This window comes from Mesorhizobium sp. WSM4310 (assembly GCF_007003935.1).
Classification (GTDB): domain Bacteria; phylum Pseudomonadota; class Alphaproteobacteria; order Rhizobiales; family Rhizobiaceae; genus Mesorhizobium.
The window spans coordinates 168,108-191,295 of sequence record NZ_VFTA01000001.1; the positions used below are offsets into that span (position 1 = coordinate 168,108).

Annotated in this window: 22 protein-coding genes and 1 pseudogene; 16 read left to right on the forward strand and 7 right to left on the reverse strand. The window is 63.9% G+C overall.

The window, feature by feature from the left end; genetic code table 11:
- Nucleotides 1–133: 133 nt before the first annotated feature.
- Complete coding sequence (locus FJV80_RS00795) at nt 134–1,018, reverse strand: N-acetylglucosamine kinase (RefSeq protein WP_142875310.1); 885 nt, start codon at nt 1,016–1,018, stop codon at nt 134–136.
- Nucleotides 1,015–2,271 carry a UDP-N-acetylglucosamine 1-carboxyvinyltransferase gene (murA, locus tag FJV80_RS00800; RefSeq protein ID WP_095786717.1) on the reverse strand — a complete coding sequence of 419 codons (1,257 nt, stop codon included), beginning with the start codon at nt 2,269–2,271 and terminating at the stop codon, nt 1,015–1,017. Before murA ends, FJV80_RS00795 begins: the two co-directional genes overlap by 4 nt.
- A gap of 164 nt (nt 2,272–2,435) precedes the next feature.
- On the opposite strand from murA, the gene FJV80_RS00805 reads away from it, so the two are divergent.
- The 5 genes from FJV80_RS00805 to FJV80_RS00820 all read left to right on the forward strand — a co-directional run bounded on the left by FJV80_RS00805 (nt 2,436) and on the right by FJV80_RS00820 (nt 6,650).
- Nucleotides 2,436–3,296, forward strand: a complete 861-nt coding sequence (locus FJV80_RS00805) for a MurR/RpiR family transcriptional regulator (RefSeq protein ID WP_095786716.1) — start codon at nt 2,436–2,438, stop codon at nt 3,294–3,296.
- Between the two features lie 353 nt (nt 3,297–3,649).
- Nucleotides 3,650–4,258, forward strand: coding sequence for a transporter substrate-binding domain-containing protein (locus FJV80_RS00810; RefSeq protein WP_246688871.1), 609 nt, complete (start codon nt 3,650–3,652; stop codon nt 4,256–4,258).
- A complete protein-coding gene (locus tag FJV80_RS34875; protein WP_246688872.1) occupies nt 4,242–4,478 on the forward strand; it encodes a hypothetical protein in 237 nt (78 codons plus the stop codon). Before FJV80_RS00810 ends, FJV80_RS34875 begins: the two co-directional genes overlap by 17 nt.
- A gap of 64 nt (nt 4,479–4,542) precedes the next feature.
- Nucleotides 4,543–5,841 carry a cation:dicarboxylase symporter family transporter gene (locus FJV80_RS00815; protein WP_246688873.1) on the forward strand — a complete coding sequence of 433 codons (1,299 nt, stop codon included), beginning with the start codon at nt 4,543–4,545 and terminating at the stop codon, nt 5,839–5,841.
- Nucleotides 5,838–6,650, forward strand: coding sequence for an amino acid racemase (locus FJV80_RS00820; RefSeq protein ID WP_142875312.1), 813 nt, complete (start codon nt 5,838–5,840; stop codon nt 6,648–6,650). Before FJV80_RS00815 ends, FJV80_RS00820 begins: the two co-directional genes overlap by 4 nt.
- Before the next feature lie 11 nt (nt 6,651–6,661).
- Here FJV80_RS00820 and FJV80_RS00825 read toward each other — a convergent pair whose 3' ends face one another.
- The 3 genes from FJV80_RS00825 to FJV80_RS00835 all read right to left on the reverse strand — a co-directional run bounded on the left by FJV80_RS00825 (nt 6,662) and on the right by FJV80_RS00835 (nt 9,228).
- Nucleotides 6,662–6,826, reverse strand: coding sequence for a helix-turn-helix transcriptional regulator (locus tag FJV80_RS00825; RefSeq protein ID WP_179295777.1), 165 nt, complete (start codon nt 6,824–6,826; stop codon nt 6,662–6,664).
- A gap of 58 nt (nt 6,827–6,884) precedes the next feature.
- Complete coding sequence (locus FJV80_RS00830; RefSeq protein ID WP_095771183.1) at nt 6,885–8,240, reverse strand: glutamine synthetase family protein; 1,356 nt, start codon at nt 8,238–8,240, stop codon at nt 6,885–6,887.
- 289 nt (nt 8,241–8,529) lie between these two features.
- Nucleotides 8,530–9,228: a GntR family transcriptional regulator gene (locus tag FJV80_RS00835; RefSeq protein ID WP_142875313.1), complete on the reverse strand. Its 699-nt coding sequence runs from the start codon at nt 9,226–9,228 to the stop codon at nt 8,530–8,532.
- A gap of 554 nt (nt 9,229–9,782) precedes the next feature.
- Here FJV80_RS00835 and ftsZ point away from each other — a divergent pair.
- From ftsZ to FJV80_RS00870, 7 genes are all read left to right on the forward strand, one after another.
- Complete coding sequence (gene ftsZ, locus FJV80_RS00840) at nt 9,783–10,814, forward strand: cell division protein FtsZ (protein ID WP_095771181.1); 1,032 nt, start codon at nt 9,783–9,785, stop codon at nt 10,812–10,814.
- Nucleotides 10,815–10,989: 175 nt separating this feature from the next.
- On the forward strand, nt 10,990–12,033 hold the full coding sequence (locus tag FJV80_RS00845) for a substrate-binding domain-containing protein (RefSeq protein ID WP_095786712.1): 1,044 nt from the start codon (nt 10,990–10,992) through the stop codon (nt 12,031–12,033).
- A gap of 36 nt (nt 12,034–12,069) precedes the next feature.
- A complete protein-coding gene (locus tag FJV80_RS00850) occupies nt 12,070–13,341 on the forward strand; it encodes an ABC transporter substrate-binding protein (RefSeq protein ID WP_142875314.1) in 1,272 nt (423 codons plus the stop codon).
- 167 nt (nt 13,342–13,508) lie between these two features.
- Complete coding sequence (locus tag FJV80_RS00855; RefSeq protein WP_142875315.1) at nt 13,509–14,354, forward strand: sugar ABC transporter permease; 846 nt, start codon at nt 13,509–13,511, stop codon at nt 14,352–14,354.
- A gap of 13 nt (nt 14,355–14,367) precedes the next feature.
- Nucleotides 14,368–15,213, forward strand: coding sequence for a carbohydrate ABC transporter permease (locus FJV80_RS00860; protein WP_142875316.1), 846 nt, complete (start codon nt 14,368–14,370; stop codon nt 15,211–15,213).
- Nucleotides 15,214–15,234: 21 nt separating this feature from the next.
- Nucleotides 15,235–16,275: an ABC transporter ATP-binding protein gene (locus tag FJV80_RS00865; protein ID WP_142875317.1), complete on the forward strand. Its 1,041-nt coding sequence runs from the start codon at nt 15,235–15,237 to the stop codon at nt 16,273–16,275.
- 22 nt (nt 16,276–16,297) lie between these two features.
- Nucleotides 16,298–17,575 carry a trehalase family glycosidase gene (locus FJV80_RS00870; protein ID WP_095786898.1) on the forward strand — a complete coding sequence of 426 codons (1,278 nt, stop codon included), beginning with the start codon at nt 16,298–16,300 and terminating at the stop codon, nt 17,573–17,575.
- Nucleotides 17,576–17,592: 17 nt separating this feature from the next.
- Here FJV80_RS00870 and FJV80_RS00875 read toward each other — a convergent pair.
- Nucleotides 17,593–18,318: pseudogene (locus tag FJV80_RS00875) on the reverse strand (MgtC/SapB family protein).
- Between the two features lie 106 nt (nt 18,319–18,424).
- A complete protein-coding gene (locus FJV80_RS00880; protein ID WP_142875318.1) occupies nt 18,425–18,583 on the reverse strand; it encodes a peptide ABC transporter permease in 159 nt (52 codons plus the stop codon).
- Between the two features lie 188 nt (nt 18,584–18,771).
- On the opposite strand from FJV80_RS00880, the gene FJV80_RS00885 reads away from it, so the two are divergent.
- The 4 genes from FJV80_RS00885 (at nt 18,772) to FJV80_RS00900 (ending at nt 23,187) form a co-directional block, all read left to right on the forward strand.
- Nucleotides 18,772–19,746, forward strand: coding sequence for a sugar-binding transcriptional regulator (locus tag FJV80_RS00885; protein ID WP_095198847.1), 975 nt, complete (start codon nt 18,772–18,774; stop codon nt 19,744–19,746).
- A 46-nt stretch (nt 19,747–19,792) separates the two neighbouring features.
- Nucleotides 19,793–21,238 (forward strand): extracellular solute-binding protein, encoded by a 1,446-nt coding sequence (locus tag FJV80_RS00890; RefSeq protein ID WP_095771173.1) that lies wholly within the window; start codon nt 19,793–19,795, stop codon nt 21,236–21,238.
- Between the two features lie 158 nt (nt 21,239–21,396).
- On the forward strand, nt 21,397–22,320 hold the full coding sequence (locus FJV80_RS00895) for a sugar ABC transporter permease (protein ID WP_095771172.1): 924 nt from the start codon (nt 21,397–21,399) through the stop codon (nt 22,318–22,320).
- 9 nt (nt 22,321–22,329) lie between these two features.
- Nucleotides 22,330–23,187 (forward strand): carbohydrate ABC transporter permease, encoded by an 858-nt coding sequence (locus tag FJV80_RS00900; protein WP_095771171.1) that lies wholly within the window; start codon nt 22,330–22,332, stop codon nt 23,185–23,187.
- Nucleotide 23,188 lies beyond the last annotated feature (1 nt).

Sequence of the window (23,188 nt, forward strand, 5' to 3'; positions counted from 1 at the left end):
GCGTCCGACATGGCTCAACGGGCCCCAGGCACACGGACCTTGGGTCCGTCATCACAGGTTTTTCTTTGTTAACTTTTTAGAATTGGATATTCGTATCGTCAACAGGAAATTGGAATATTATATTCCTATGTCGCTAAGCCTGCCCTACGCAGAATGATCTCTTGGCAAGGATGATCGCACCGGACACGGCGTCGCCGTCGGCGGGCTTCAGGCGGCGCCTTACATCGGGCGAAAGCCAGGGTTCGAGCGGGCTGGCGAGGCCGCCCAGCAGGGTCACACGCGGCGCGCCTTTTTCGAACAGCACCCGCACCAGCGTGTCGATCTGCTCGGCGGCACTTTGCACGATGCGTCGTCCGGCCGGATCGCCCTGGTCGGCATGGCGCATCACCATCGGCGCCCGCGCGGCGTAATCCGTGGCGCTGGCGCCGTCCATCCAGGCGACCGCTTCCATGGGATCGCCCTCGAAGCGCTGCATCACTTCCGCCAGCAGCGCCGTCCGCTCGTGCCGCCCGTCATGGGCGCGCAACGCCATTTGCACGGCTTTCAGGCCGAGATCGGCGCCGCTGCCTTCGTCGGAGATCGGAAAGCCGTAGCCGCCGACGCGCAGGTCGCGCCCTTCGACGAAGCCGAGGCCGATCGAGCCGGTCCCGGCAATTACGATGGCGCCATCCCTGCCGGAATGGGCGCCCAGGCAGGCGCCGACACCGTCGCTGACGTAATCGATGCTCGCAAAGGGGTGCGCGATCGCCCGCAGCACTTCCAACGCGCCCTTCCGGCCGATACCGGCAAGCCCGATGCCGGCGCGGATCCGGGAGGTCTCGCTCGGCCCAAAGCCAGCCTCCTCGATCGCCGCACCAAAGGCTTTGGCTATGGAGGCCCAGGCCGCGTCGATGCCGAGCCGCGTCGTCGCCGGGCCGGACAGGCCCTGTCCAAGCACGTAGCCTTCCGCATCTTCGATACGAGCCCTGCAGCCGGTGCCGCCACCATCGACGCCGAGAAAATAGTCAGCGCCGCTCATGTGCTCAGCCGCTCGATGTCGGCACCGCAAAGCCGCAGCTTGCGGTCCAACTGCTCATAGCCGCGGTCGAGATGATAGACGCGGTTGATGATCGTCTCGCCTTCGCTGACCAGCGCTGCCAGAACCAGCGACACCGAGGCGCGCAGGTCGGTGGCCATCACCTGCGCGCCATGCAGTTTCTCGCCGCCGCGCACCAAAGCCATGGTGCCTTGCAGCTTGATGTTGGCGCCGAGGCGCATCAGTTCGGGCACATGCATGAAACGGTTCTCGAAGATGGTTTCACGCAGCAGCGACGCACCCTCGGCGCAACACATCAGCGCCATGAACTGTGCCTGCAGGTCGGTCGGAAACCCCGGATAGGGTTCCGTCGTGAGATCGGCGGCCTTGAGCGGCCGGTCGCGCGACACGATGAGCCCGCGATCGCCGGGCCAGACGCTGACGCCGGTGGTTTCCAGCAATTGCACCACCGAGGCCATATGCTCGAGCCGGGCATGGGTGAGCTCGAGCTGGCCGCCGGTGATTGCCGCGGCGATGGCATAGGTCCCGGCCTCGATCCGGTCCGGGATAATGTCGTGTCGGGCCGCGTGCCAGCCTGTCTCGCCGGCGATCAGGATGCGGTGCGTGCCGGCGCCCTCGATGCGCGCTCCCATGGCGTTGAGGCAAGCGGCGAGATCGGCCACTTCCGGCTCGCGCGCCGCGTTGAGGATCTCGGTTTCGCCCCTGGCCGTGGTCGCCGCCATCATGGCGGTTTCCGTTGCCCCGACGGACGGCGAGCTGAGCACGATGCGCGTCCCGGTCAGCCCGCTCGGCGCCGAAGCGACGATCAAGCCATTCTCGATGGCGATCTTGGCGCCGAGCGCGGCGAGGGCGGCGACATGCATGTCGACCGGCCGCGCGCCGATCGCGCAGCCGCCCGGCAGCGAAACACGGGCATGGCCGAAACGGGCCAGCAGCGGCGCCAGAACCAGCACCGTCGCGCGCATTTTTCGTACCGTGTCGTAGGATGTCTCCTTGGAAACGGCGGCACTTGTGTCGATCATCGCGGCATGCGCCGATCGCGTCACTTCGGCGCCGTGAAGCCGCACCACGCCCAGCATGTTCTCGACGTCGGTCACATCAGGCAAATTGGTCAGCTCGAGCGGGTAGGGGCTGAGCAGGGCGGCCGCGATCTGTGGCAAGGCAGCGTTCTTGGCGCCGGAAATGGTGACCGCGCCTTCCAGTCTTGGTCCGCCGACGATCCGCAATCTGTCCATGGCTGAACCCTTTCGTGGCGAAAGCCCGGTCAGAGGCGGGTCTCTCCGGGAGAGCCATTCGATTCTCGAACCTGGCAGGTTCGAGATTTAATTCTGCGTTCTTGGCTGTCAATCGAAATTGGAATATTTTATTCCTCCGAGCATCGAAGCGCTCCTGAGGGTCCATGTCCGTTCTCAAGAAGATCAATGCGAAGCTCGACGGCATGGCGCCCGGCGACCGCGAGATCGGCCAGTACATCGTCGACAATCCCGACCAGATGCTGCGCCTGTCGACGGCAGCGCTGGCAGCCGAGATCGGCCGTAGTCAGTCGAGTGTCGTCAAGTTCAGCCAGAAGCTCGGCTATGCCAGCTACCAGGAGCTCAAGCTCGCCGTCAGCGAGGCCAAGGCACAGGACTGGCAGGTGCCGGCCGGCGTCATCCACGGCTCGATCGAGGTTGGAGACACCTATCCGGTCATCCTCAAGAAACTGATCGGCAGCAAGCTTCTATCGATGCAGCAGACCGTCGCCGCCAACAGCGAGCGCATCATCTCCCGGACGCTGGAGCTGCTCGATGGCGCGCGCCGCATCCATCTGGTCGGCGTAGGCGCCTCCTCGTTGGTGGCGCGCGATTTCTCCTACAAGCTGATGAAGCTCGGCCGCAACGTGCTGCACGACAGCGACAGCCACATCCAGATGGCCAATGCCGCGACGCTCGGGCCTGGCGACGTGTTGTTCGCGCTGTCCTATTCCGGCGCCAGCATCGAAACCTTGCGCATCGCCGAGCTCGCCGCCAAGCGCGGCACGACAGTGATCGCCGTCACCGGCCTGCACGACAATCCGCTGAGCCGGGTCGCCGACATCCGCCTCTACACCATCGCCGACGAGGAGCGCGCGCGCTCTTCCTCAATCACCGCACGCGACGCGCAGCTGACGCTGACCGATCTGTTGTTCATCCTTTTTCTGCAGAAGCAGCCGGACGCCAACGACTATGTCCACAACAGCGAGGCGGCGGTCTCGGTGCTGAAGGCCGAGCGGTCCTCGTAGGCGTAGGCCGCCTGGTCGGCGGATGGGTTATCGCTGGCGGGGTCAGCAAAGCGCTACCAGGTCGTGTGCACCCTCAGCTTGAACGAACGGCCTTCGGCCAGGCGCGCCCGGTGCCGATCCAACCACCGGCTTGAGCCGGCAGGTCGGCCCGCGATTGCCCTCAAACGTGCAGCAACGCGCCCATTTCCGCGATCTTATCTATCAGGAAATACTTATATTTTGAGATGCTGTGCCGCTTCGCTCACTATCCAGAAAGAGCGCAATGTAAAATATACGCTTACTTAACCTCCGCGTGCATACTGCGGAGTGGGCAGACCTGCTTGCTTGCTCTCCCGCACGAATTGAGAATGCGCATGTCGGTTACGCGTCGTACGCTGCTTATGGCCGGAAGCGGTGGGTTGCTGATCTCGCAGGCTCAGGCGGCCAGCACTCAGGCGCAGGACGCCCCAAAGCCCGTCGCAGGCGGCGATGTGTTGCGTATCGCAATGCCGGCTTTTGCTTCCAATCCGTTCTTCCCGGCCGATGGGCTGGGCGACAATGGCATAGACATGGAACTGGCGCACGGCATCGCTGCGCAGCTTGGCGTGGAGCCGGTGTTCGACCGCTCCGCCGCAACATTCGACGGCATGGTGAACCTGGTGAGTTCCGGCCAAGCGGATCTGGCGATCGGCAAGCTCAGCCGGACCCTTCAGCGCGGTCGGTCGATCGTCTATTCCCGGCCCTACGCCATGCTGCGCCAAGGGCTGATCGCCAACCGGCTCAACCTGGCGCGTATTGCGCAAGGCAAGCCGCCCGAGCAGATCATCCGCGAATTCACGGGCGATCTCGGCGTGATCGAGGGCTCTTCATTCGCCACCTATGCGCCGACAACCTTCCCGCACGCGCAGATCCGCCGCTTCGCCAGCTGGGATTTGATCATCGATGCGATCCGCAACGGGACGCGACATGGCCTACCGCGATGATTTCGAGATCAAGAAGCTGATGGTCGACGATCCGTCGATGACGGTCGTCGCGCGCTCGATCACGCTGACCGACAAGGTCGACACCATCGCCGTCGGCGTGCGGCCGGACAATCCGCACCTCGCGGCCTTTGTCGACCTCTATCTCGATCTCGCCCGGGGGCAGCAGGTCCTCAACACGGACGAGATCATCGCCCGCTATCGCCAGGGGAGCAAAGCCTGACATGGCCATCTCCGACGTAGCCGGTCCCGTGCCTTTCGATTGGCGCCTCGCGGCAAGGCGCATCTTGCGCTCGCCGGTGACGACGCTCGCGATGATCGGGGCAGGGATCCTGTGCGGTCTCTACTATCCGGCCTTTGCCCATGCGATCAGCCCTGTCGCGCAGCTCTACCTGAATTTCCTCAAGATGGTCGTCCTGCCTTACCTGGTCTCGTCGGTCATCTTCTCCATCACGGCGATGGTCCAGGACCCCAAATCGGTGCGTTACCTCGGCAAGGTGGGTATGGCCGTTCTGGTCGTGTCGTTCCTGGGCGTACTGGTGAGCGGCAGCTTGTCGCTGATCCTCCAGCCGGGCCAGATCGAGAACCCCCAGTCGCGGATCGAGCTTGGCGAGTTCATCAATTCGCAGGGCAGCGTCTCCACCGATCTCGCCTTCCCGTTCCAGCCGCCATCCAATGAAGGCGCCGACAGCGGGCATTCGATCCTGCTCGACCTGGTGCCGAACAATGTCTTCAACGCGCTGGCCTCGGGCCAGACCATCCAGGTCTTGCTGTTCTGCCTGCTTTTCGGGCTCGCCATGGGCAAGATCCCCCAACCTTCATCCATGAGCCTGACTCAGGCGCTCAACGCGGTCTACCGGGCCTGTACGGTCCTCACCAACTGGTTCATCTGGGGATTGCCATTCGCAACCTTCATCCTGATCGCGGACCAGACTGCGACGACCGGGACCAAGCCGCTCATGCTGATGGGCGGTTACCTGCTGGTGATGGGGCTTTCCTGCCTCATATTCGTCGCCGGCGCCTTTGCCATTATCGCCATCCGGTCGCGGCGCAGCTACTGGACGACGATCAAGACCTGCCAGCCCCTGCTCATGGTGGCCATCACCACGCGCTCCACCGTCGCTTCGTTGCCGTGGGTCATCAACCTGTTGAGCGAGCGCCTGCGGTTCAACCTGGTGGTCGTCGAACTGCTGGTGCCGCTGCAGGCGGCATTGCTGCGCACCGGCCCGGCGCTGCTCTACACCTCGGGCACCCTGTTCATCGCCCAGCTCTACGGCCATCCGCTCGGCGTGTCTAACCTCGTGCTCGTCGGCATCGCTTCCGCGCTTCTCGCGCTCACGACCGGCGGCATGGGCAGCCTGCTCATCCTGTCCCAGATGTCCATCGTGTGCGGCTACCTGAAGCTCCCCTTTGAAGCGGCGTTTGCCCTGTTCGTCGCGGTGGATGCGGCCGTGGACACGTTCATGACGCTGGCCAGCGTTTGCACGGTCGCGGCGAGCACGGCAATGATCGCGCCCAGCCACAGGGAGGCGACGCAGCCTGTCGAAACCGTCTCGGAACAGCTCGAAGCCGAGCCGGTCCGATGATCGACGACAGCATCCGTCCCCAACTCGGCATTATCGGCGGCCTCGGGCCGCTTGCATCGGCCGACTTCTACTTCAAGCTGACCCGAATGACCCAGGCATTCCGGGACAACGACCATGTGCCTGCCGTCATCCTCAGTGTGCCACAGCTGCCCGACAGGACCGAGGCGATCCTTGGCAACCATGACGGACCGCTGGCGCCTCTGAAAGCCGCGGTCTCGACGCTCAATGTGCTCGGTGTTACCTGTATTGCCATGCCTTGCAACACCGCCCATCATTGGTACGACCAACTGGCGGCGAATTCGCAAGCGCAGATCATCCATATCGGCGACGCAGCCGTGTCCGAAACGCGTCGTGGCCTGGACCGGGGCCGGGTTGCGATTCTCGCCACCCAGGGCACGCTGGTCTCCGGCTTCTATCAGGACAAGATGTCGGCGGCGGGATTTGGGCTCTGCCTTCCCGCGAACACCGAGTTCCAGGAGCGCGTGGACAACGCGATCAGTCTCGTCAAGGCCGGTTCGACGATGGAGGCGGCGATCGAGACCGAGCGCGCGCTTGATATCGCGCAAACGGCCGGCGCCGATGCCGCCCTTCTTGGCTGCACCGAACTGTCGGTGGTGGCCGCCAGCCTCAACGATGTCAGTGGATTGGTCGTCATCGACAGCAATGCGGCCCTGGCGCGAGCCTGTCTGACACGATTGGGTTTCGGTGCGCAAGACGCTCGGGGCCTGCAGGCCCTACCGCAGCTGCCGGGACATGACCGATCGCTGCACGCCAGTTCTGTCATACTGGCTAGATGCTCGGTTCCATGAAGGTGGAAATGTCACGGGCTGCCGGCGCTCTTCATCCAGGCGCCGGGCGTCACTCCGACCACGGACTTGAACACGCGCGTCAGATGCGCCTGGCCGAAGAAGCCGGTCGCTTCCGCGGCAAGCGCGGCGGCGTCATGTGCCATCATCGCCTTCGGCCTGCCGATCCGCGTCTGCATCTGCCAGCAATGCGGCTGCTGGAAAGTCGTCCGCGCCGATGCTTATGGTCAGTTGAGCCTAAACGCTTTCGAGATAGGTCTCGATCTCGAAATCGCTGACGTTGAGAGCAAACGTATTCAACTCCTGGCGTTTGCAGGCGACGAAGGAGTCGCGCAGGATCGCCGGGAAGATCTCCGCCACATGCGTACCGCTTTCGAAGGTGGCGATCGCCGAGGCCCAGTCCGGCGGCAGCTTGGCTGGTGCCGCGCCTTGTCCGTCGCTCCCGGTCGGCTCGCCCGGCGACATCTGCCTTTCGATGCCGATCAGGGCCGCGCCCAATATGGCGGCAAGCACCAGATAGGGATTGGCGTCCGCCCCCGACACGCGATGCTCGATGCGGCGCGCTCCGGTCGGGCCGCCGGGAATGCGGATCGCGACCATGCGGTTCTCGTAACCCCAGGCGACCGCGGTCGGCGCATAGGAACGCGGGCGGAGCCTGCGGTAGGAATTGAAGTGCGGTGCGAACACCAGCGTGCTCTCGGCCATCGCCGCCAACAGCCCGCCGACCGCGTGGCGCATGGTTTCCGAGCCCTGGTCGGTGCCGTCGTCGAACACATTGCGCCCTTCGGCGTCGACCAGGCTGAAATGGACGTGAAAGCCGTTGCCGGCGCGGTCGCCATAGGGTTTGGCCATGAAGCAGGCGGCAAAGCCGTGCTTGCGGGCAATGCCCTTCACCGTGCGCTTGAACAGCACGGCGTCGTCGGCCGCCCGCAGCGCGTCGGCGACATGGTTCAGATTGATCTCGAACTGGCCGACGCCATTTTCGGCAATCGCCGTGTCGACGGGAATGCCTTGCGCCCGGCAGGCTTCGTAGACGTCGTGGATGAAGGCTTCGAAATCGTCGATCTCGTCGATCGACAGCGCCGCGTCGGAATCGAGGCGCCGCCCGGTGACCGGCGAGACAGGGCCGACCGGCCGCTGCGATTGCGGATCAACCAGATAGAATTCAAGTTCCGTTGCCGCGACCGGGGTCAGGCCGAGCGCCCTGTAGCGGTCGAGGATACGGGCCAGCGCCCGCCGCGGATCGCCGAGATACGGCGCGCCGCTTTCATCGGCGAGCCAGAGCGGGACAAGCGCGGTCGGATGCGCCGTCCAGTCCACCGGCAGGATGCCGCGTCCCGTCCATTGGCAGAGTCCATCGGCATCGCCGGTGGAGAAGACCAGCGTGTTGCCTTCGATATCCTCGCCCCAGATGTCGAGCCCGATCAGCGAATAGGGCATGCGCAGCTTGCCTTCCAGCGCCTTGCGGGCCTGCTCCACCGGTATGCGTTTTCCCCGCATGACGCCGTTGAGGTCGCACACCGCCGCCCTCAGGCTCTGTATGTCGCTTCTGCTTTCAAGCCAGCTCAGAACGTCCGCAATTGCATCGCTCAATTTTAAAACCTCTGGTTTTCGAAGGTGCCCAAGCCCTGCCGGCTGCGCTATCCCTGGTAAAAAATGCTTGTGAGTTTTCGGAAAGCCTATCCAGCCACTGCGGGATATTTTTCCTTATTTTTTCAAGTCACTAGCTGGGATATCGGGAGGCATTTCAAAACCAATTGCGCGATCTGCGATCGCAACATAAGGGCTAGAAGGCGGAAAGCCAAGGGGCATTCGGCATGCCTGCTTCGCCGCCGGGCTGGCACGATCGGCCTTTGGGGCGAGCGACTATCGTCGTCCAATCCTAGCCTCTGGCGCCCGGAAATCTGGCCTGGCGCAGGATGTGCGCCGCGCCTTCGTCGATGTCGCGAGCGATGGCCGCGCGAGCACGCGCCGCGTCCTGCGCCTCGATCGCGGCGACGACTTCCTCGTGATAGTCGATGTCGAGGATGGAGGCGAGATCGTCCTCGAACCCCATGGCGAGGTTCCTGAGGAAGGGGCCGACCTGCATCCACACGGTCTCGATCAGGAAGATCATCTGCTCGTTACCACAATGGCGATAGATCGAGAATTTGAAGGCGTAATTCTTCCTGAGATAGTCGTCGATATCGCCCTCGCGCGCAGCCAGGGTCAATTCGGTGCTGTGGCGTCGGATCGTCCGCAGATTGTTGCCGTTGATGCGCTTTGTCGCGAGTTCGGTCGCCGAGCCTTCCAGAATCGTGCGCACGGCGGTCAATTGCGAAAACCGTTCGGCCGAAATGACCGGCACTTCGACTCTGCCGTTCGGCATTGGGCTTAGCGCGCGCAGCGCCTGCAGCCGCATGAAGGCGCTGCGCACTGGCATGTCGCTGGTGCCGAGTTCCTTGGCGAGCTTGCGCGACGTCAGCTTCTGGCCGGGCGTGAACTGGCCCGACATCAGTGCCCGCACAAGCTCCAGATAGACCTTCTCATGCAGAGGTACGCTGTCGATGGCGCTCAGCCCGAATCGTGTTCTGTCGGCCATTGGCGGGCGCTACTTCGTTCGTTCTGAAATCTGGCCTGACGACGGCAGCCGCAGGTGATCCTGATTGGGCCGAGCACGGCGGACGCCGAAGTCAGCGATATATCGGTGCATGATAGACGCCTCAATCGTTACGCGGCAAGCCGTTGGCAATGCGGCCAAGGGCAGGTCGCGCGACACGATGCCGGCGCAGGCGGGAGATTGTCCTGCAGCCGGTTTCGCGCAGCTCGGACAACGCAGCCGGCTTTGTCTGTGATTGGCATGCATGATCAGCGTCGGCGCCATGTATCGCGTTCGCCTCGGCGCAACGTTCGCTGGGCACCGTAATTGCTGGCCTTTCGGCCTGGTTTGCAGGCACGCGGCATCCGCGTGGCGGTTTGCAATATCGCGCTCACAAATCTTGACCTTGCGCGCACTTGCACGTCCGGCCGCTCTCTGGCTTTTTGGGGCACCCATCCGAACGGACTGATTCGCGTCATGCCGCTCGATTGCAGTGTCTTGCAGACAGTCTGCTCGTGGGTCGTGAAGCGCGCGCAATTGGCGAAGGAGAAGCAGGCATGGCCGAGTTCAAGAAGCCGGAAATCTCCGAGATGAGGCCCAAGATCACCGTTATCGGCGTCGGCGGCGGCGGCGGCAATGCCATCAACAACATGATCGTGGAGCAGCTTCAGGGAACCGAATTCATCGCCGCCAACACAGATGCCCAGGCGCTGACCATGTCGAAGGCGACGCGGCTGATCCAGCTTGGCGCGCATGTCACCGAAGGTCTGGGCGCCGGCTCGCTGCCCGAGATCGGTCGCGCCGCGGCCGAGGAATCGCTCGACGAGATCATGGATCATCTGGCCGGCACGCATATGTGCTTCGTCACTGCCGGCATGGGTGGCGGCACCGGCACCGGCGCTGCCCCGATCATCGCGCAAGCGGCGCGCAAGGCCGGCATACTGACGGTGGGCGTCGTCACCAAGCCCTTCACTTTCGAGGGCCGGCGCCGCATGCAGATGGCCGAGGAGGGCATCGAGCGGCTGCGCGAAGCCGCCGACACCGTGATCGTCATCCCGAACCAGAACCTGTTCCGCATCGCCGATGCCAAGACCACCTTCGCCGATGCGTTCGTCATTGCCGACCGGGTGCTTTATTCCGGCGTCAGCTGCATCACCGATCTCATCGTCAAGGAAGGCCTGATCAATCTCGACTTCGCCGACGTCAAATCGGTCATGCGGGGCATGGGCCGCGCCATGATGGGAACCGGCGAGGCATCAGGCGAAAGCCGGGCGATGAAGGCGGCGGAAGCCGCGATCGCCAACCCACTGCTCGACGAAGTGTCGATGAAGGGCGCCAAGGGCGTGCTGGTCTCGATATCGGGCGGCCGCGACATGACCCTGTTCGAGGTCGACGAGGCCGCCACCCGCATCCGCGAAGAGGTCTACGAGGATGCCGATATCATCGTCGGCGCCATCTTCGACAAGAGCATGGAAGGCCGTTTCAGGGTTTCCGTGGTAGCAACCGGTCTCGATAGGGCGATCGGCGACGCCGATGCCGGCATCGCGCATGACCATTCCATGCCATCCGCCGCGCGGATCTTGCAGTAGACTTTTCTCTTCGAATTGACGGGGCCTCGGAGAGGCGGCCTGCGGAATGACGCAGGCGCGCCGCATTTGCTTGCGTTCCCTTGGACAAAGCGGCGACTTCCGATTGAAATTTAAAACGTTTGCATTTTTGCAAAAGGCAATTACAAACGTTTCAAACTCGCCTGAGGGAGGATCGATGACCACCCGCGTCATCACGCTGAAGGAGCTTGCGGCAAGCCTCGACCTGTCGATCACGACGGTTTCGCGGGCGCTTGCCGGCCATGAGCAGATCGCGCTGAAGACGCGTGAGCGCGTCGCGCAGGCGGCGCGCCAGGCCGGCTATGTGCCCAACACCGCGGCGCGTACGCTCGTCTCGGGTCGCAGCGGTTTCGTCGGCCTCGTCCTGCCGATACGCGGCCCCAATCTTGTCGATTCCTTCCTGGGCGAATTCGTCACCGGGCTCGGCGAAGGGCTGGTCTCGCATGGCGCCGACCTCATTTTGGCCACGGCCGCACTTGGCCATTCCGAACTGTCGGTGCTGCGCCACGTCGTCGAATCGGGGCGCGCCGATGGCGTCGTCGTCACCCGCATTGCCGAGACCGACGAGCGCCTTGCCTATCTGCGCGAGCGTGGCTTCCCGTTCGTCGCTCACGGCCGGCTGCTCGACAGCGACTTTGGCTACAACTGGCTCGACACGGATGGCGCGCACGCCTTCGGCGAAGCCTTTGACATGCTCTATGATCTCGGCCACCGCCATTTCGGCCTGGTGACGATCTCGGAAGCGATGACCTTTCGCCATCTCAGGCAAGATGGCCTTGCCGCGGCCATCGCCCGGCGGGGCGACCCCTCGGTGCGGCTCGACGTGGTCACGGCGCCGCGCTTCGACCAAGAGGCGCGCATCGAGGCCGTCAACCGGATGCTGCGAGGCCCCGACAGGCCGACGGCCATTGTCGCTTTGTTCGACGAACTGGCGCTGACCGTGATGGAGGAGGCCGCCCGTGCGGGGCTCGGTGTGCCGCGCGACCTGTCCGTTATCGGCTTCGACAACATCGCCGCCTCCGCCTATGCGCCGCCGGGCCTCACCACATTCGACGCCTCGATCCGCCACTGCGCGCGCGAGATCGCCGACATGCTGCTCACTGTCATTGCCGAGAAACCCGGCAAGCCGCTGACGCGGCTGATCCGGCCGACACTGGTAGCGCGGGCAAGCCATGGGCCGGCGCCACGGACAAGAAGCTGACGCCGCAATGCCGGCGCATATCCAGGGAGGAAGACCATGATGAGAGCATTGAAGACACTGGCTTGTGCCGCGCTGGCGCTGTCGATCGCCGTCGGTGGCGCCCAGGCTCAGCAGGTGCTGTTCTGGTCGACACAGGCGCGCCCGGTCGAGGAGACGCAGAAGATGCGCGACGAGGTGCTGAAAGGCTTCGAAGGCGGGGTCGACTATCAGGTTGCCGAGGACGGTCCCTGGCTCACCCGCCTGCAGGCGGAATTGCAGGCCGGCTCCGGCACGATCGGCCTGCTTGGCGGCCTGCACGGCGATTTCTCCACCGTCGGCGCCAATCTTGTCGACCTGTCGGCTGTCGATGTCGGCGGGGTCAAGGTCAACGAGGCCTACAAGAAGCTCGGCATGCTCGGCACCGGCGAGCAGAAATACCTGCCCTGGATGCAGGCCACCTACCTGATGGCGGCCAACAAGCAGGCGCTGCAATATCTGCCGGCGGGCACCGATCTCAACACCATCACCTATGACCAGCTGATCGAATGGTCGAAGAACATCGCCAAGAAGACCGGCTCGCCGAAATTCGGTTTTCCGGCTGGCCCCAAGGGACTGAAGCATCGCTTCTTCGAAGGCTTTCTCTATCCGTCCTACACCGGTTCGATGGTCACGAAATTCCGTTCGGCCGAGGCCGAGACGGCGTGGAACAAGTTCAAGGAATTGTGGCAGTACACCAACCCGAACTCGACCAACTATGCCTTCATGCAGGAGCCGCTGCTTTCGGGCGAAGTCTGGGTGGCGTTCGACCATGTCGCGCGGCTCGCCGATGCCTTCAACAAGAAGCCGGATCAGTTTGTCGCTTTTCCCGCGCCGGCCGGGCCCGCCGGTCGCGGCTTCATGCCTGTCGTGGCCGGCATTGCCATTCCGAAGACCTCGCCGGACCAGGAGAAGGCCAAGGCGCTGGCCGCCTATATGCTGAAGCCGGAAACACAGATCGCGACGCTCAAAGCGACCAATTTCTTCCCCGTCGTCGACGTCAAGCTGCCCGACGACATGCCGGCCTCGGTCAAGGCGTTCGGCCCTGCCATCGCCACCATGACCGGTGCTCCCGATGCAGTGCCGGCGCTGTTGCCGATGGGGCTCGGCGACCTCGGCGGCAAGTTCAACCAGGTCTACACCGACTCCTTCGAGCGCATCGTGCTCGGCGGTGAGGACGTGCACGGCGTGCTCGAACAGCAGGCGGCCGCCCTGAAGGCGATCATTGACCAGGCGAAGGCGCCATGCTGGGCGCCCGACAAGCCATCCCAGGGCGCTTGCCCGGTGGAATAGGCGGACCATGATCCCGAACCGAAGGACCGCGTCAGCGAAAAGTGGAAGCCGGTTTTCGCAAAAGATCATGGTCAAACGATAAGACATCCTCCCGAGGGGGCGTCCGGGGTTTGTTGCACTCCGGGCGCCCAGGCCGCGGCACGGCGGCATCGCAAAGGACAAACACCATGCACGGCAAGGCTCTGCCCTATCTGCTGCTGATGCCGGCGACGCTGTTCCTGTGCATCTTCTTCCTCTATCCATTCGCGCTCGTCGCCTTCGAGGCGGTGACCCGCGACGGCGCCTTCACCCTCGACAATTTCCGCACCATGGCGGGCAGCTGGAAATTCCCCGCCACGGTGCGCAACACCTTGCTGCTTGCCGCGATCGTCGTGCCGATCCAACTGACCATGGCGTTGCTGATGGCCAGCGTCGTGTCGCGGCTGGAGACCGGGCGCAGCGCAGCCCTTTACGTCTTCGCCATTCCGCTCGGCATTTCCGACCTCGCCGCCGGCCTGATCTGGCTCGCCATCTTCGACCAGTCCGGCTTCCTCAACACGCTGCTTTCCAGCCTGGGGGTCGTCGACAGGCCGGTCATGTTCCTCGGCTACCAGAGCAAGCTGACCATCTTCATCGCCGTGGCGCTGGCGGAGATCTGGCGGGCCACGGCAATCATGATGGTCATCCTCGTCGCCGGCATGGGCCTGATCCCCAAGGAATATTACGAGGCGGCCGAGGTGTTCGGGGCAAGCCCGTGGCAGCGCTTTGTGCGCATCACGCTGCCGTTGCTGCGCCCCAGCCTGCAGACGGCGATCATCCTGCGCGTCATCCTCGCCTTCGAGGTCTTCGCCGTGGTCGCGGCACTCGGCGGTACCAATCTGCCGGTGCTGATGGGCGAAACCTACAACTGGCAGTTCACGCTGCAGGACCGCAATGTCGCCGCCGCCTCGGCGCTGCTCATCCTCGCCATCTCGATCGGCTTCACGCTGTTTTTCCTCAGGGTGCTGCGTGTGCCCAAGGAGGCACGGATATGAAGGAGGCCCGGATATGAGCGCCGTTGCGGAGACGCCGGTCGCAGCCGTCGCCGACGCACGCAAGGCCGGCGACTGGCTGCTGATCGCCACCGCCATCCTGCTTGGCGTCTGGGTGCTGTTGCCGATCTATCTGCTGATCGTCAACGCGCTGTCGTCGCCCGATCAGGTGACGGCTTTCCCAAAGCGCTTCTTCCCGTCCTTCGATCTCGGCAGCCTCTCGTTCTTCATCAATTTCGCCGGCGTTGCCAGGGCGCTGTGGAATTCGGTGCTTGTCGCCACGCTGACGATGATCCTGGCCATCGGTTTCGGCGCGCCGGCCGGTTACGCGCTGTCGCGCTTCGATTTTCCGGGGAAGGGCAGCTTCCGCTTCCTGGTGCTGATGACCAGGGCCTTCCCGCTGCCGCTTCTGGCGCTGCCGCTGGCGGTGATGTTCATCCGCACCGGCCTCGACGACACCGCCATCGGGCTGGCGCTGGTGCACACCACACTGGCGCTGCCGTTCGCCGTGCTGATCACCTTCTCGCTGTTTTCGGGCATTCCCGTTGATCTGGAGGAAGCAGCCTGGACGCTCGGCTGCACGCGCTGGCAGGCCTTCCGCAAGGTGATCCTGCCGCTGGCGCTGCCGGGCATAGCCGCATCGGCGGTATTTGCCTTCACCATCTCCTGGAACGAGGTGTTCGCGGCTGCCGTGCTCACCATCGAAAACCGTACGCTGACCGCCTTCCTGCTGCAGAGCCTTGGCGAGTCGCCGCTCTATCTCAAATTCGCCGGCGGGGCGGCGCTGGTCGTGCCGGCGCTGATCTTCATCTTCGCCGTCCGCAAATACCTTTTCGCCATGTGGGGGATCGCCAACCGATGATGCGTTACACGGAGACGGCCCATGGCTGAAATCGCGATCAAGGGCGTGGCCAAGCGCTTCGGCGGCTTCACCGCGCTGCATCAGGTCGACCTCACAATATCTGACCAGGAATTCATGGTGCTGCTCGGCGCGTCGGGCTGCGGCAAAACCACGTTGCTCAGGATTGTCGCCGGGCTGGAACGCCCAAGCCAGGGCGAGGTGTGGATCGGCGGCCGCCGCGTCGACCATCTGCCGCCACGTGAGCGCGGCATCGCCATGGTGTTCCAGAACTATGCCGTCTTTCCGCATCTGACCGTGTTCGAGAACATCGCCTTCGGCCTGCGCATGAAGAAATTACCGCAGCGGGAGGTCGAGCGCCGCGTCAACCGCACCGCCGAACTCATGCACATCGAGCAATTGCTGAAGCGCTATTCCGGCCAATTGTCCGGCGGCCAGCGCCAGCGTGTCGCGGTCGCCCGCGCGCTCGCCATGGAGCCCGACGTCATCCTGATGGACGAGCCGCTGTCGAACCTCGACGCGCTGCTGCGGCTGGAAATGCGCGCCGAACTCAAGGGCGTGCTGGCGGCATCGAAGACCACCACCATCTATGTCACCCACGACCAGGTCGAGGCGATGAGCCTCGCCGACCGCATCGCCGTCATGCATCAGGGCCGCATCGTCCAGGCGGCCTCGCCGGTCGAGGTCTACCGCAATCCGGCCGCGCGTTTCGTCGGCTCCTTCATCGGCAATCCGCCGATGAATTTTATCCCGGCGACCAAGGCCGCGAACGGCAGCTGGACCGTTGCCGGGCTGACGCTGCCAGGTCCCAGCTCGGACAGGCCGAAGCTCGAATTCGCCATCCGTCCCGAGGATGTCGACGCGGGCGGCGAGGGTTTGCACGCCACGGTGCGCGTCATCGAGCCGCTCGGGCCGCACACGCTGGTCACCTGCGATGTCGAGGGCGGCCTGTTCCGCGCCATCCTGGACTCCAACGCCAGCGTTCAGGTCGGCGACGATCTGCGCCTGGCGCCCAAACCCGACCGCATCCGCTGGTTCGATCCCGAAACCACCAATGCCCTTTGACACCGAAAGCCCTGAAACGCCCATGACTTCTTCTGCCAATGCCGACATCATCGCCCGCGCCGTCGAGGTGCTCAGGGAGAACGACCATGGCGCCTACACCATCCCGACAAAGGATCTCTACCCGTTCCAGTGGAATTGGGATTCCTGCCTGACCGCGCTCGGCCTTGCCCATTACGACGAGGCGCGGGCCTGGACCGAGATGGAGACCTTGTTCGCGCATCAGTGGCCGGACGGCATGGTGCCGCACATCGTCTTTCACGTCTGGAACGACGGCTATTTTCCCGGCCCCGAAGTCTGGCGGACTGGCCGTCCGACAGCGACATCCGGCATCACCCAGCCGGCGGTCGCCGGCTTTGCCGCGCGCCGGCTGTTCGACCGGGCGAACGACAAGAAACTGGCGGCGGAGCGGGCTCGCGCATTGCTGCCGAAGATCGATGCCTGGCACCGCTGGTTCTATGAGAACCGCGACCCCAAGGGGGAGGGGCTGGTCGCCATCATCCATCCCTGGGAGTCCGGCCGCGACAATTCCATTGACTGGGACGATGCCTTCGAGCGCGTGCCGACCGACGGCGTCGAGCCCTATACGCGCCGCGACACCTTGCATGCCGACCCGGCGCATCGGCCAACGCGCGAGCAGTATGACCGCTACATCTGGCTGGTGCAGCATTTTCGCGGGCTTGGCTGGAACAATGCCAGGCTGCATGACGCCTCGCCCTTCCAGGTCGTCGATCCCGGCTTCAACGCCATCCTGATCCGTGCCGCGACCGATCTTGCCGATCTCGCCGAGGCACTCGGCGAGACCGAAATTGCCGCCGCCAACCGTGCCCGCGCGCAAAAGGGCCTGGCGGCCATGGAACGGCTGTGGAGCGAGGCGCGTGGCCAATACCTCTGCCTCGACCGCGTCACCGGCGATTTGATCGACAGCGCGTCGGTGGGCGGCCTCCTGCCGGCCTTCGCGGCCATCCCCAAGCCTCGTGCCGCCGCAATCGCCGCAACCGTCGAACGGCTTGCCGGCAAGGCACGCTATGTCGTGCCGTCGCATGATCCAGGCGATCCGCGCTTCGACGCCAAGCGCTATTGGCGCGGTCCGGTCTGGCTGGTGGTCAACTACATGATATCAGATGGGCTTACCGCCGCCGGCCACGGCCAAGTGGCGCGGCGCATCACTCAGTCCAGCCTCGATCTCATCCGGGAAAGCGGCTTTGCCGAATACTACGATCCGCTGACCGGCGAGCCGCTCGGCGGCGGCCGTTTCACATGGACGGCGGCGATGGTGATCGAGTTCCTGCGTGGTGCGTAAGTGCGCTGGCCGCCTCTTCAGGACGCTTTCTCGCCGATCAGCTCAAACCGTTCGATCTCGCATTGCCGGGCGACCAGCGCCAGGATTTCCGTCGACGGTTCGATCGCGTCGGGCTGCTTCCATTCGAGATTGAACGAGTAGATGAAGCGGTCGCGGTCGGCGTCGTGCTCCATCATCGAAAGGCGCGCGTCATAGCCAAGCGGGCGCACCATCTCCTGAAGGTCGGGCGGGGATTCCTTCGCCCAGGAGACAGACAGGACCGCATGGTGGTCGCGCGGGATCCGGAGGTCGACCCATTTCAGCGCCTGAAGCGTCACCAGGGTCAGCAGCGTCGTGATTGCGGCAAGGCCGAACTGGCCGCCGCCAAACGCAAGCCCGATCATCGTCATGATCCACATCGTGGCGGCGGTGGTGACGCCGGTCACGAGATCGCCGCGCCGGAGGATGGCGCCGCCGCCGATGAAGCCGACGCCGGTCAGCACGCCAAGCGGAAAACGCAACACATCCATGCGAGCGAAGGAGTCCGCTCCCTTGCCCATCGTATCGAGCAGCTAGTTGGCCTGGATCATGGCAACCGCGGCGGCAAGCCCGACCAGGATGGTCGTCCGAAGCCCTGCGGTGTGGCCGCGCGCTTCCCTGTTCAGACCGATCAGGAAACCTGCCGCCAGCACAAGCAGGAGGCGTGCGACGAGATCGGGCCAGGTCGGATGAAGCGGCATATCGCAGCAAAGCGGTTCGAACATCGTTCCGTGCTCCGCCCCCCATTCCCGGGATTTTCAACACCGCCCGGCACCGATGGTTCCTCGCGGCGCTATGCTTCACGCCCTCGGGGCGAGCCTGGCGTGTCGGTCACCGGACGGCGAAACCCAGCACCAGTGCCAGGACAACGATACCGACCAGGCCGGCGATGAAGATGATTCGCTGCGCGCGGGTGCGCAGGATGATTTCGCCCTGCCTTGCGTCCTGTCCGGAAAAAACCGGTCCCTGCCTGCCGCGATCCTTGCCCATGACGTGCTCCTTCCGGCCGGCGCTGCGACCCTGAACCTCAACTGAAGAACCGTTTTGCCCCCTCGAGGTTCCAGCCGAACGCGCGGCCCATCGACCACGCCGCCGCGCGATTTGAACGGCGGCGCTTGACTCCGGCGAAGCCTTGTGAAAAATTTTGCAGCAACTGATAAAAATATCATAGGGTGGAAATGGTAGGGTTCGGCAACGGCCTCCTGCGCGACGACGAAACCAGCATGGCGACGCGTGCCGCGTGGCTTCACTATGCCGGCGGCCTGACCCAGTCCGAGGTCGCCAAGCGGCTGGGGCTGACCAGCCTCAAGGCCCATCGCCTCATCACCAAGGCCAACCAGGAAGGGCTGGTGAAGGTCTATATCGACGGCGAAGTGTCGGAATGCGTCGAGCTCGAGGACGAACTGTCCCGCCGCTACGGCCTCGATTATTGCGAGGTGGTTCCGGACTTCGATTCCGAGGATCTGCCGCTCAAGGCGCTCGGCATTGCCGGCGCGCAGTTCCTCAAGCGCGAGATCGAGCGCGGCGAGGAAGCGCTGATCGGCGTCGGCCATGGCCGCACGCTTGCCGCCTGCGTGGAATATCTGCCGCGCACCTCGACCGACAAGATCCGCTTCGTCTCGCTGCTGGGCGGCCTTACGCGCAAATTCTCGGCCAACCCGCATGACGTCATCCACCGCCTGGCCGAACGCACGGGCGCCGAAGCCTATGTCATGCCGGTGCCGATGTTCGCCAACACGGCCGAGGACCGCACCGTCCTGCTCGGGCAGAAGGGCATCAGCGAGGTCTTCGATCTCGCGCGCTCCGCCGACCTGTTGTTCGCCGGCATCGGCACCGCCGAACGCGAGGCGTCGCTGGTTGCCACCGGCATGATCGAAAAGGGCGAGATGGAGGAGATCCGCCGCAATGGCGGCGTCGGCGAATTGCTCGGCCATTTCTTCGATGAGGCCGGCAAGGCGGTGGCGACGACCGTTTCCGACCGGGCGCTGGCCTTGACGCGCGAGGACATTGCCAGCCGCCGGATCGTCGCTGTCGCCGGCGGCAAGATCAAGGTTCGCGCCATCAAGTCGGTGCTCGAAGGCCGCTATCTCAAGGGCTTGATAACAGACGAGCGGACGGCGCGATCGCTCGTGGAAGAGACGCCGGTCGGGTAGCCGGCATCAGTTTCAGTTGAAACTACCCTGTGGAGGAGAAGACGAAATGCATGAGAAAGAGAAAGACCTCATTGATGCCTTCCTGCGCGGACAAGTCGACCGTCGCGGGCTGATCAAGGGCCTCGGTGCCATGGGCCTTGCCGCCGGCACCGCCGGCACGCTGCTCAATCTTGGGCAGACCCGCGCGCTTGCCGCCGACTTCGACTGGCAGGCGCATAAGGGCAAGACCATCAAGCTCCTGCTCAACAAGCATCCCTATGCCGATGCGATGATCGCCGATCTCGAAAACTTCAAGAAGCTGACCGGCATGAACGTTGTCTATGACGTGTTCCCGGAAGACGTCTATTTCGACAAGGTCACGGCAGCTCTTTCGGCAAGCTCGCCCGAATACGATGCCTTCATGACCGGCGCCTACATGACCTGGACCTATGGCCCTGCCGGCTGGATCACCGACCTCAATGAATGGATCAAGGATCCGGCCAAGACCAACCCGAACTATGCCTGGGACGACTTCCTGCCCGGCGTCAAGAACTCCTGTGCCTGGAATGGCAAGCCGGGCGGCGCGCTGGGTTCGGATGATGCAAAGCAGTGGTGCATTCCGTGGGGCTTCGAACAGAACAACATCACCTACAACAAGGCGATGTTCGACAAGGCCGGCGTCACCATTCCCGGCAACATGGACGAGATGGTTGCCGCGGCGGCCAAGCTCACCAAGGATGTCGGTGGCGGCGTCTATGGCATCGGCGTGCGTGGCTCGCGTTCCTGGGCGACGATCCATCCGGGCTTCCTGTCGGCCTACGCCAATTTTGACCAGAAGGACCTCAACGTTTCGGCGGACGGCAAATTGTCGGCCGCTATGAACACCACCCAGTCCAAGGCTTTCCACAAGCAGTGGGTTCAGATGATCCAGGAGAGCGGCCCCAAGGACTGGTCGACCTACACCTGGTATCAGGTCGGCACCGATCTCGGTGCCGGCGCCTCGGCGATGATCTTCGACGCCGATATCCTCGGTTACTTCATGAACGGCGGCGACAACAAGATGGCCGGCAAGCTCGCCTTCGCAAGCTTCAAGGCCAACCCGGCAGCCAAGGCGGCGACACCCAACATCTGGATCTGGTCGCTGGCGATGTCCAATTTCTCGAAGGACAAGGACGCCACCTGGTATTTCATGCAATGGGCCTCCGGGCCGGAGCATGGGCTTTTCGGCGCGACCAAGATGGACTTCGTCAATCCGGTCCGCCAGTCGGTCTGGAAGGACGAGATGTTCCGCGAAAAGCTGAACAAGAGCTATCCCGGTTATGTCGAGATGTTCGACGCCTCGGCGCCGGGCGCCTCGATCAAGTTCACCGCCCAGCCGCTGTTCTTCGATCTCACCACCGAATGGGCGGCGACGCTGCAGAAGATGGTGGCCAAGGAAGTGCCGGTCGACGAGGGCCTCGACAAGCTCGCCGAAAGCATCAACGGCCAGCTCAAGGAAGCCGGGCTCGGCTAAGTCGCAACGAGGGCCGGCCTGCCTGGCCGGCCGGCCCTCATCACGCCTTTTCACGTTTGCGATGCGGTGCCGGAAGGTGGCCGCCATTCGCCCCACCGGTCGCCTTGCTCCCTTGGGCGGCCGGCAGGGCGAAGCGACAGCAACAACGGAGCAACTCGATGACTGCGGTGGTATCGCAAAGGCCCAAGCCATCCGGCTTCAGGATCAGCAAGCGGGTGCTGCCCTATGTGCTCAGCCTGCCGGCGTTGCTCGTCTGCATCGGCATCCTGATCCCGTTCCTCACCTCGGTCGTCTATTCCTTCCAGCGCTATCGGCTGAGCCAGCCTTGGGCGCGGCAGTTCAACTGGGGCGACAACTACATCTCCTTCTTCACCGACCCGAAATTCTGGAACACGCTCAAGGTGTCGCTGCTCTATGCCGGCACCACAGTCGTGCTGGAACTGCTTCTCGGCCTCGCCATCGCCTTGCTGCTGCAGAAGCGCTCGACGCTGAACAACTTCATCTCGATCATGCTGTTGATGCCGCTGATGACGGCGCCCGCACTTGCCGCGCTGATGTGGAAGCTGATGACCAATCCCGGCTTCGGCGTGCTCAGCTATGTCGCTAGCCTCATCGGCCTGCAGGATTTCCGCTGGGCGTCGTCGCCGTCGACGGCGCTGTTCACGGTGGTGCTGGTCGATATCTGGGTCTACACGCCCTTCATCATGATCCTGCTGCTCGCGGGCCTGCGCAGCCTGCCGACGCAGCCCTTCGAAGCGGCCGCGCTCGATGGCGTGCCGCGAAGCTTCGTCTTCTTCCGCATCACACTGCCGATGCTGACGCCCTACATCCTGACGGCGACTTTGTTCCGGCTGCTCGATTCCATCCAGCAGTTCGATATCATCTATGCGATGACACAAGGCGGGCCGGGCGACACGCTGACCGTCTTCCAGGTCGAGGCCTATCTCAACTTCTTCCAGTCGACCAATGTCGGCCGCTCTGCGGCGCTGATGATCATCCTGTGGGCGATCACCTATTTCCTCTCCAACATCTTCATCAAGAACTGGCTCAGGCTGCGCGAACGCGCCCGTGGCCAGGCATAGGAGGCCGGGATGGAACACACCTCGCTTCTCGAGCGCATCCTGCGCGGCATAGCCCTGACGCTGGTCGTGATCTTCTTCATGTTCCCGATCGTCTGGATCTTCATGATGTCGTTCCAGACCAACGAGACGATCCTGCGCATCCCGCCGCAGCTGATCTTCGAGCCGACGCTCGCCAACTACACCGCGCTGGTCACCGGCAAGCTGATGACCGCCGCCGGCACGCTCGACATCGCCTTCATGCGCAACCTCTGGAATTCGGTGTTCCTGTCGGTGACCTCGGTCGCGGTCTCGCTGCTTCTCGGCGTGCCGGCGGCCTATGCCTTCGCGCGCCACAAATTCCGAGGCTCGGAGGACATCGCCTTCACACTGCTGTCGTTCAAATTCGCGCCGGCGCTGCTGGTGCTGCTGCCGCTCACCCTCTATTTCCAGAAGCTCGGGCTCGCCAACACCTATGTCGGCCTGATCTGGGTCTACCAGCTGATCTGCCTGCCGCTAATCCTGTGGATCGTGCGCGGCTATTTCGAGGATATTCCGGCCGACATCGAATATGCCTACCGCATCGGCGGCCATTCCTGGTTCGCCACCTTCCGCAAGATCGCGCTGCCGCTCGCCGGTCCCGGCATCGCCGCCGCCGGCCTGCTCGCCTTCATCTTCGCCTGGAACAATTTCGTCTTCGCGCTGGTGCTGGCCTCGGCCGACAAGCAGCCGGTGACGGTCGGCGCGCTTGCCTTCATCACCTCCTCCGGCATCCAGTACGGCCAGATCTCGGCGGCCATCGTGCTCTCGATCACACCGACGCTGGCGCTCGCCCTCTATGCGCAGCGCTATCTCGTCGAAGGCCTCTCGCTTGGCGCGGTGAAAGGATAGA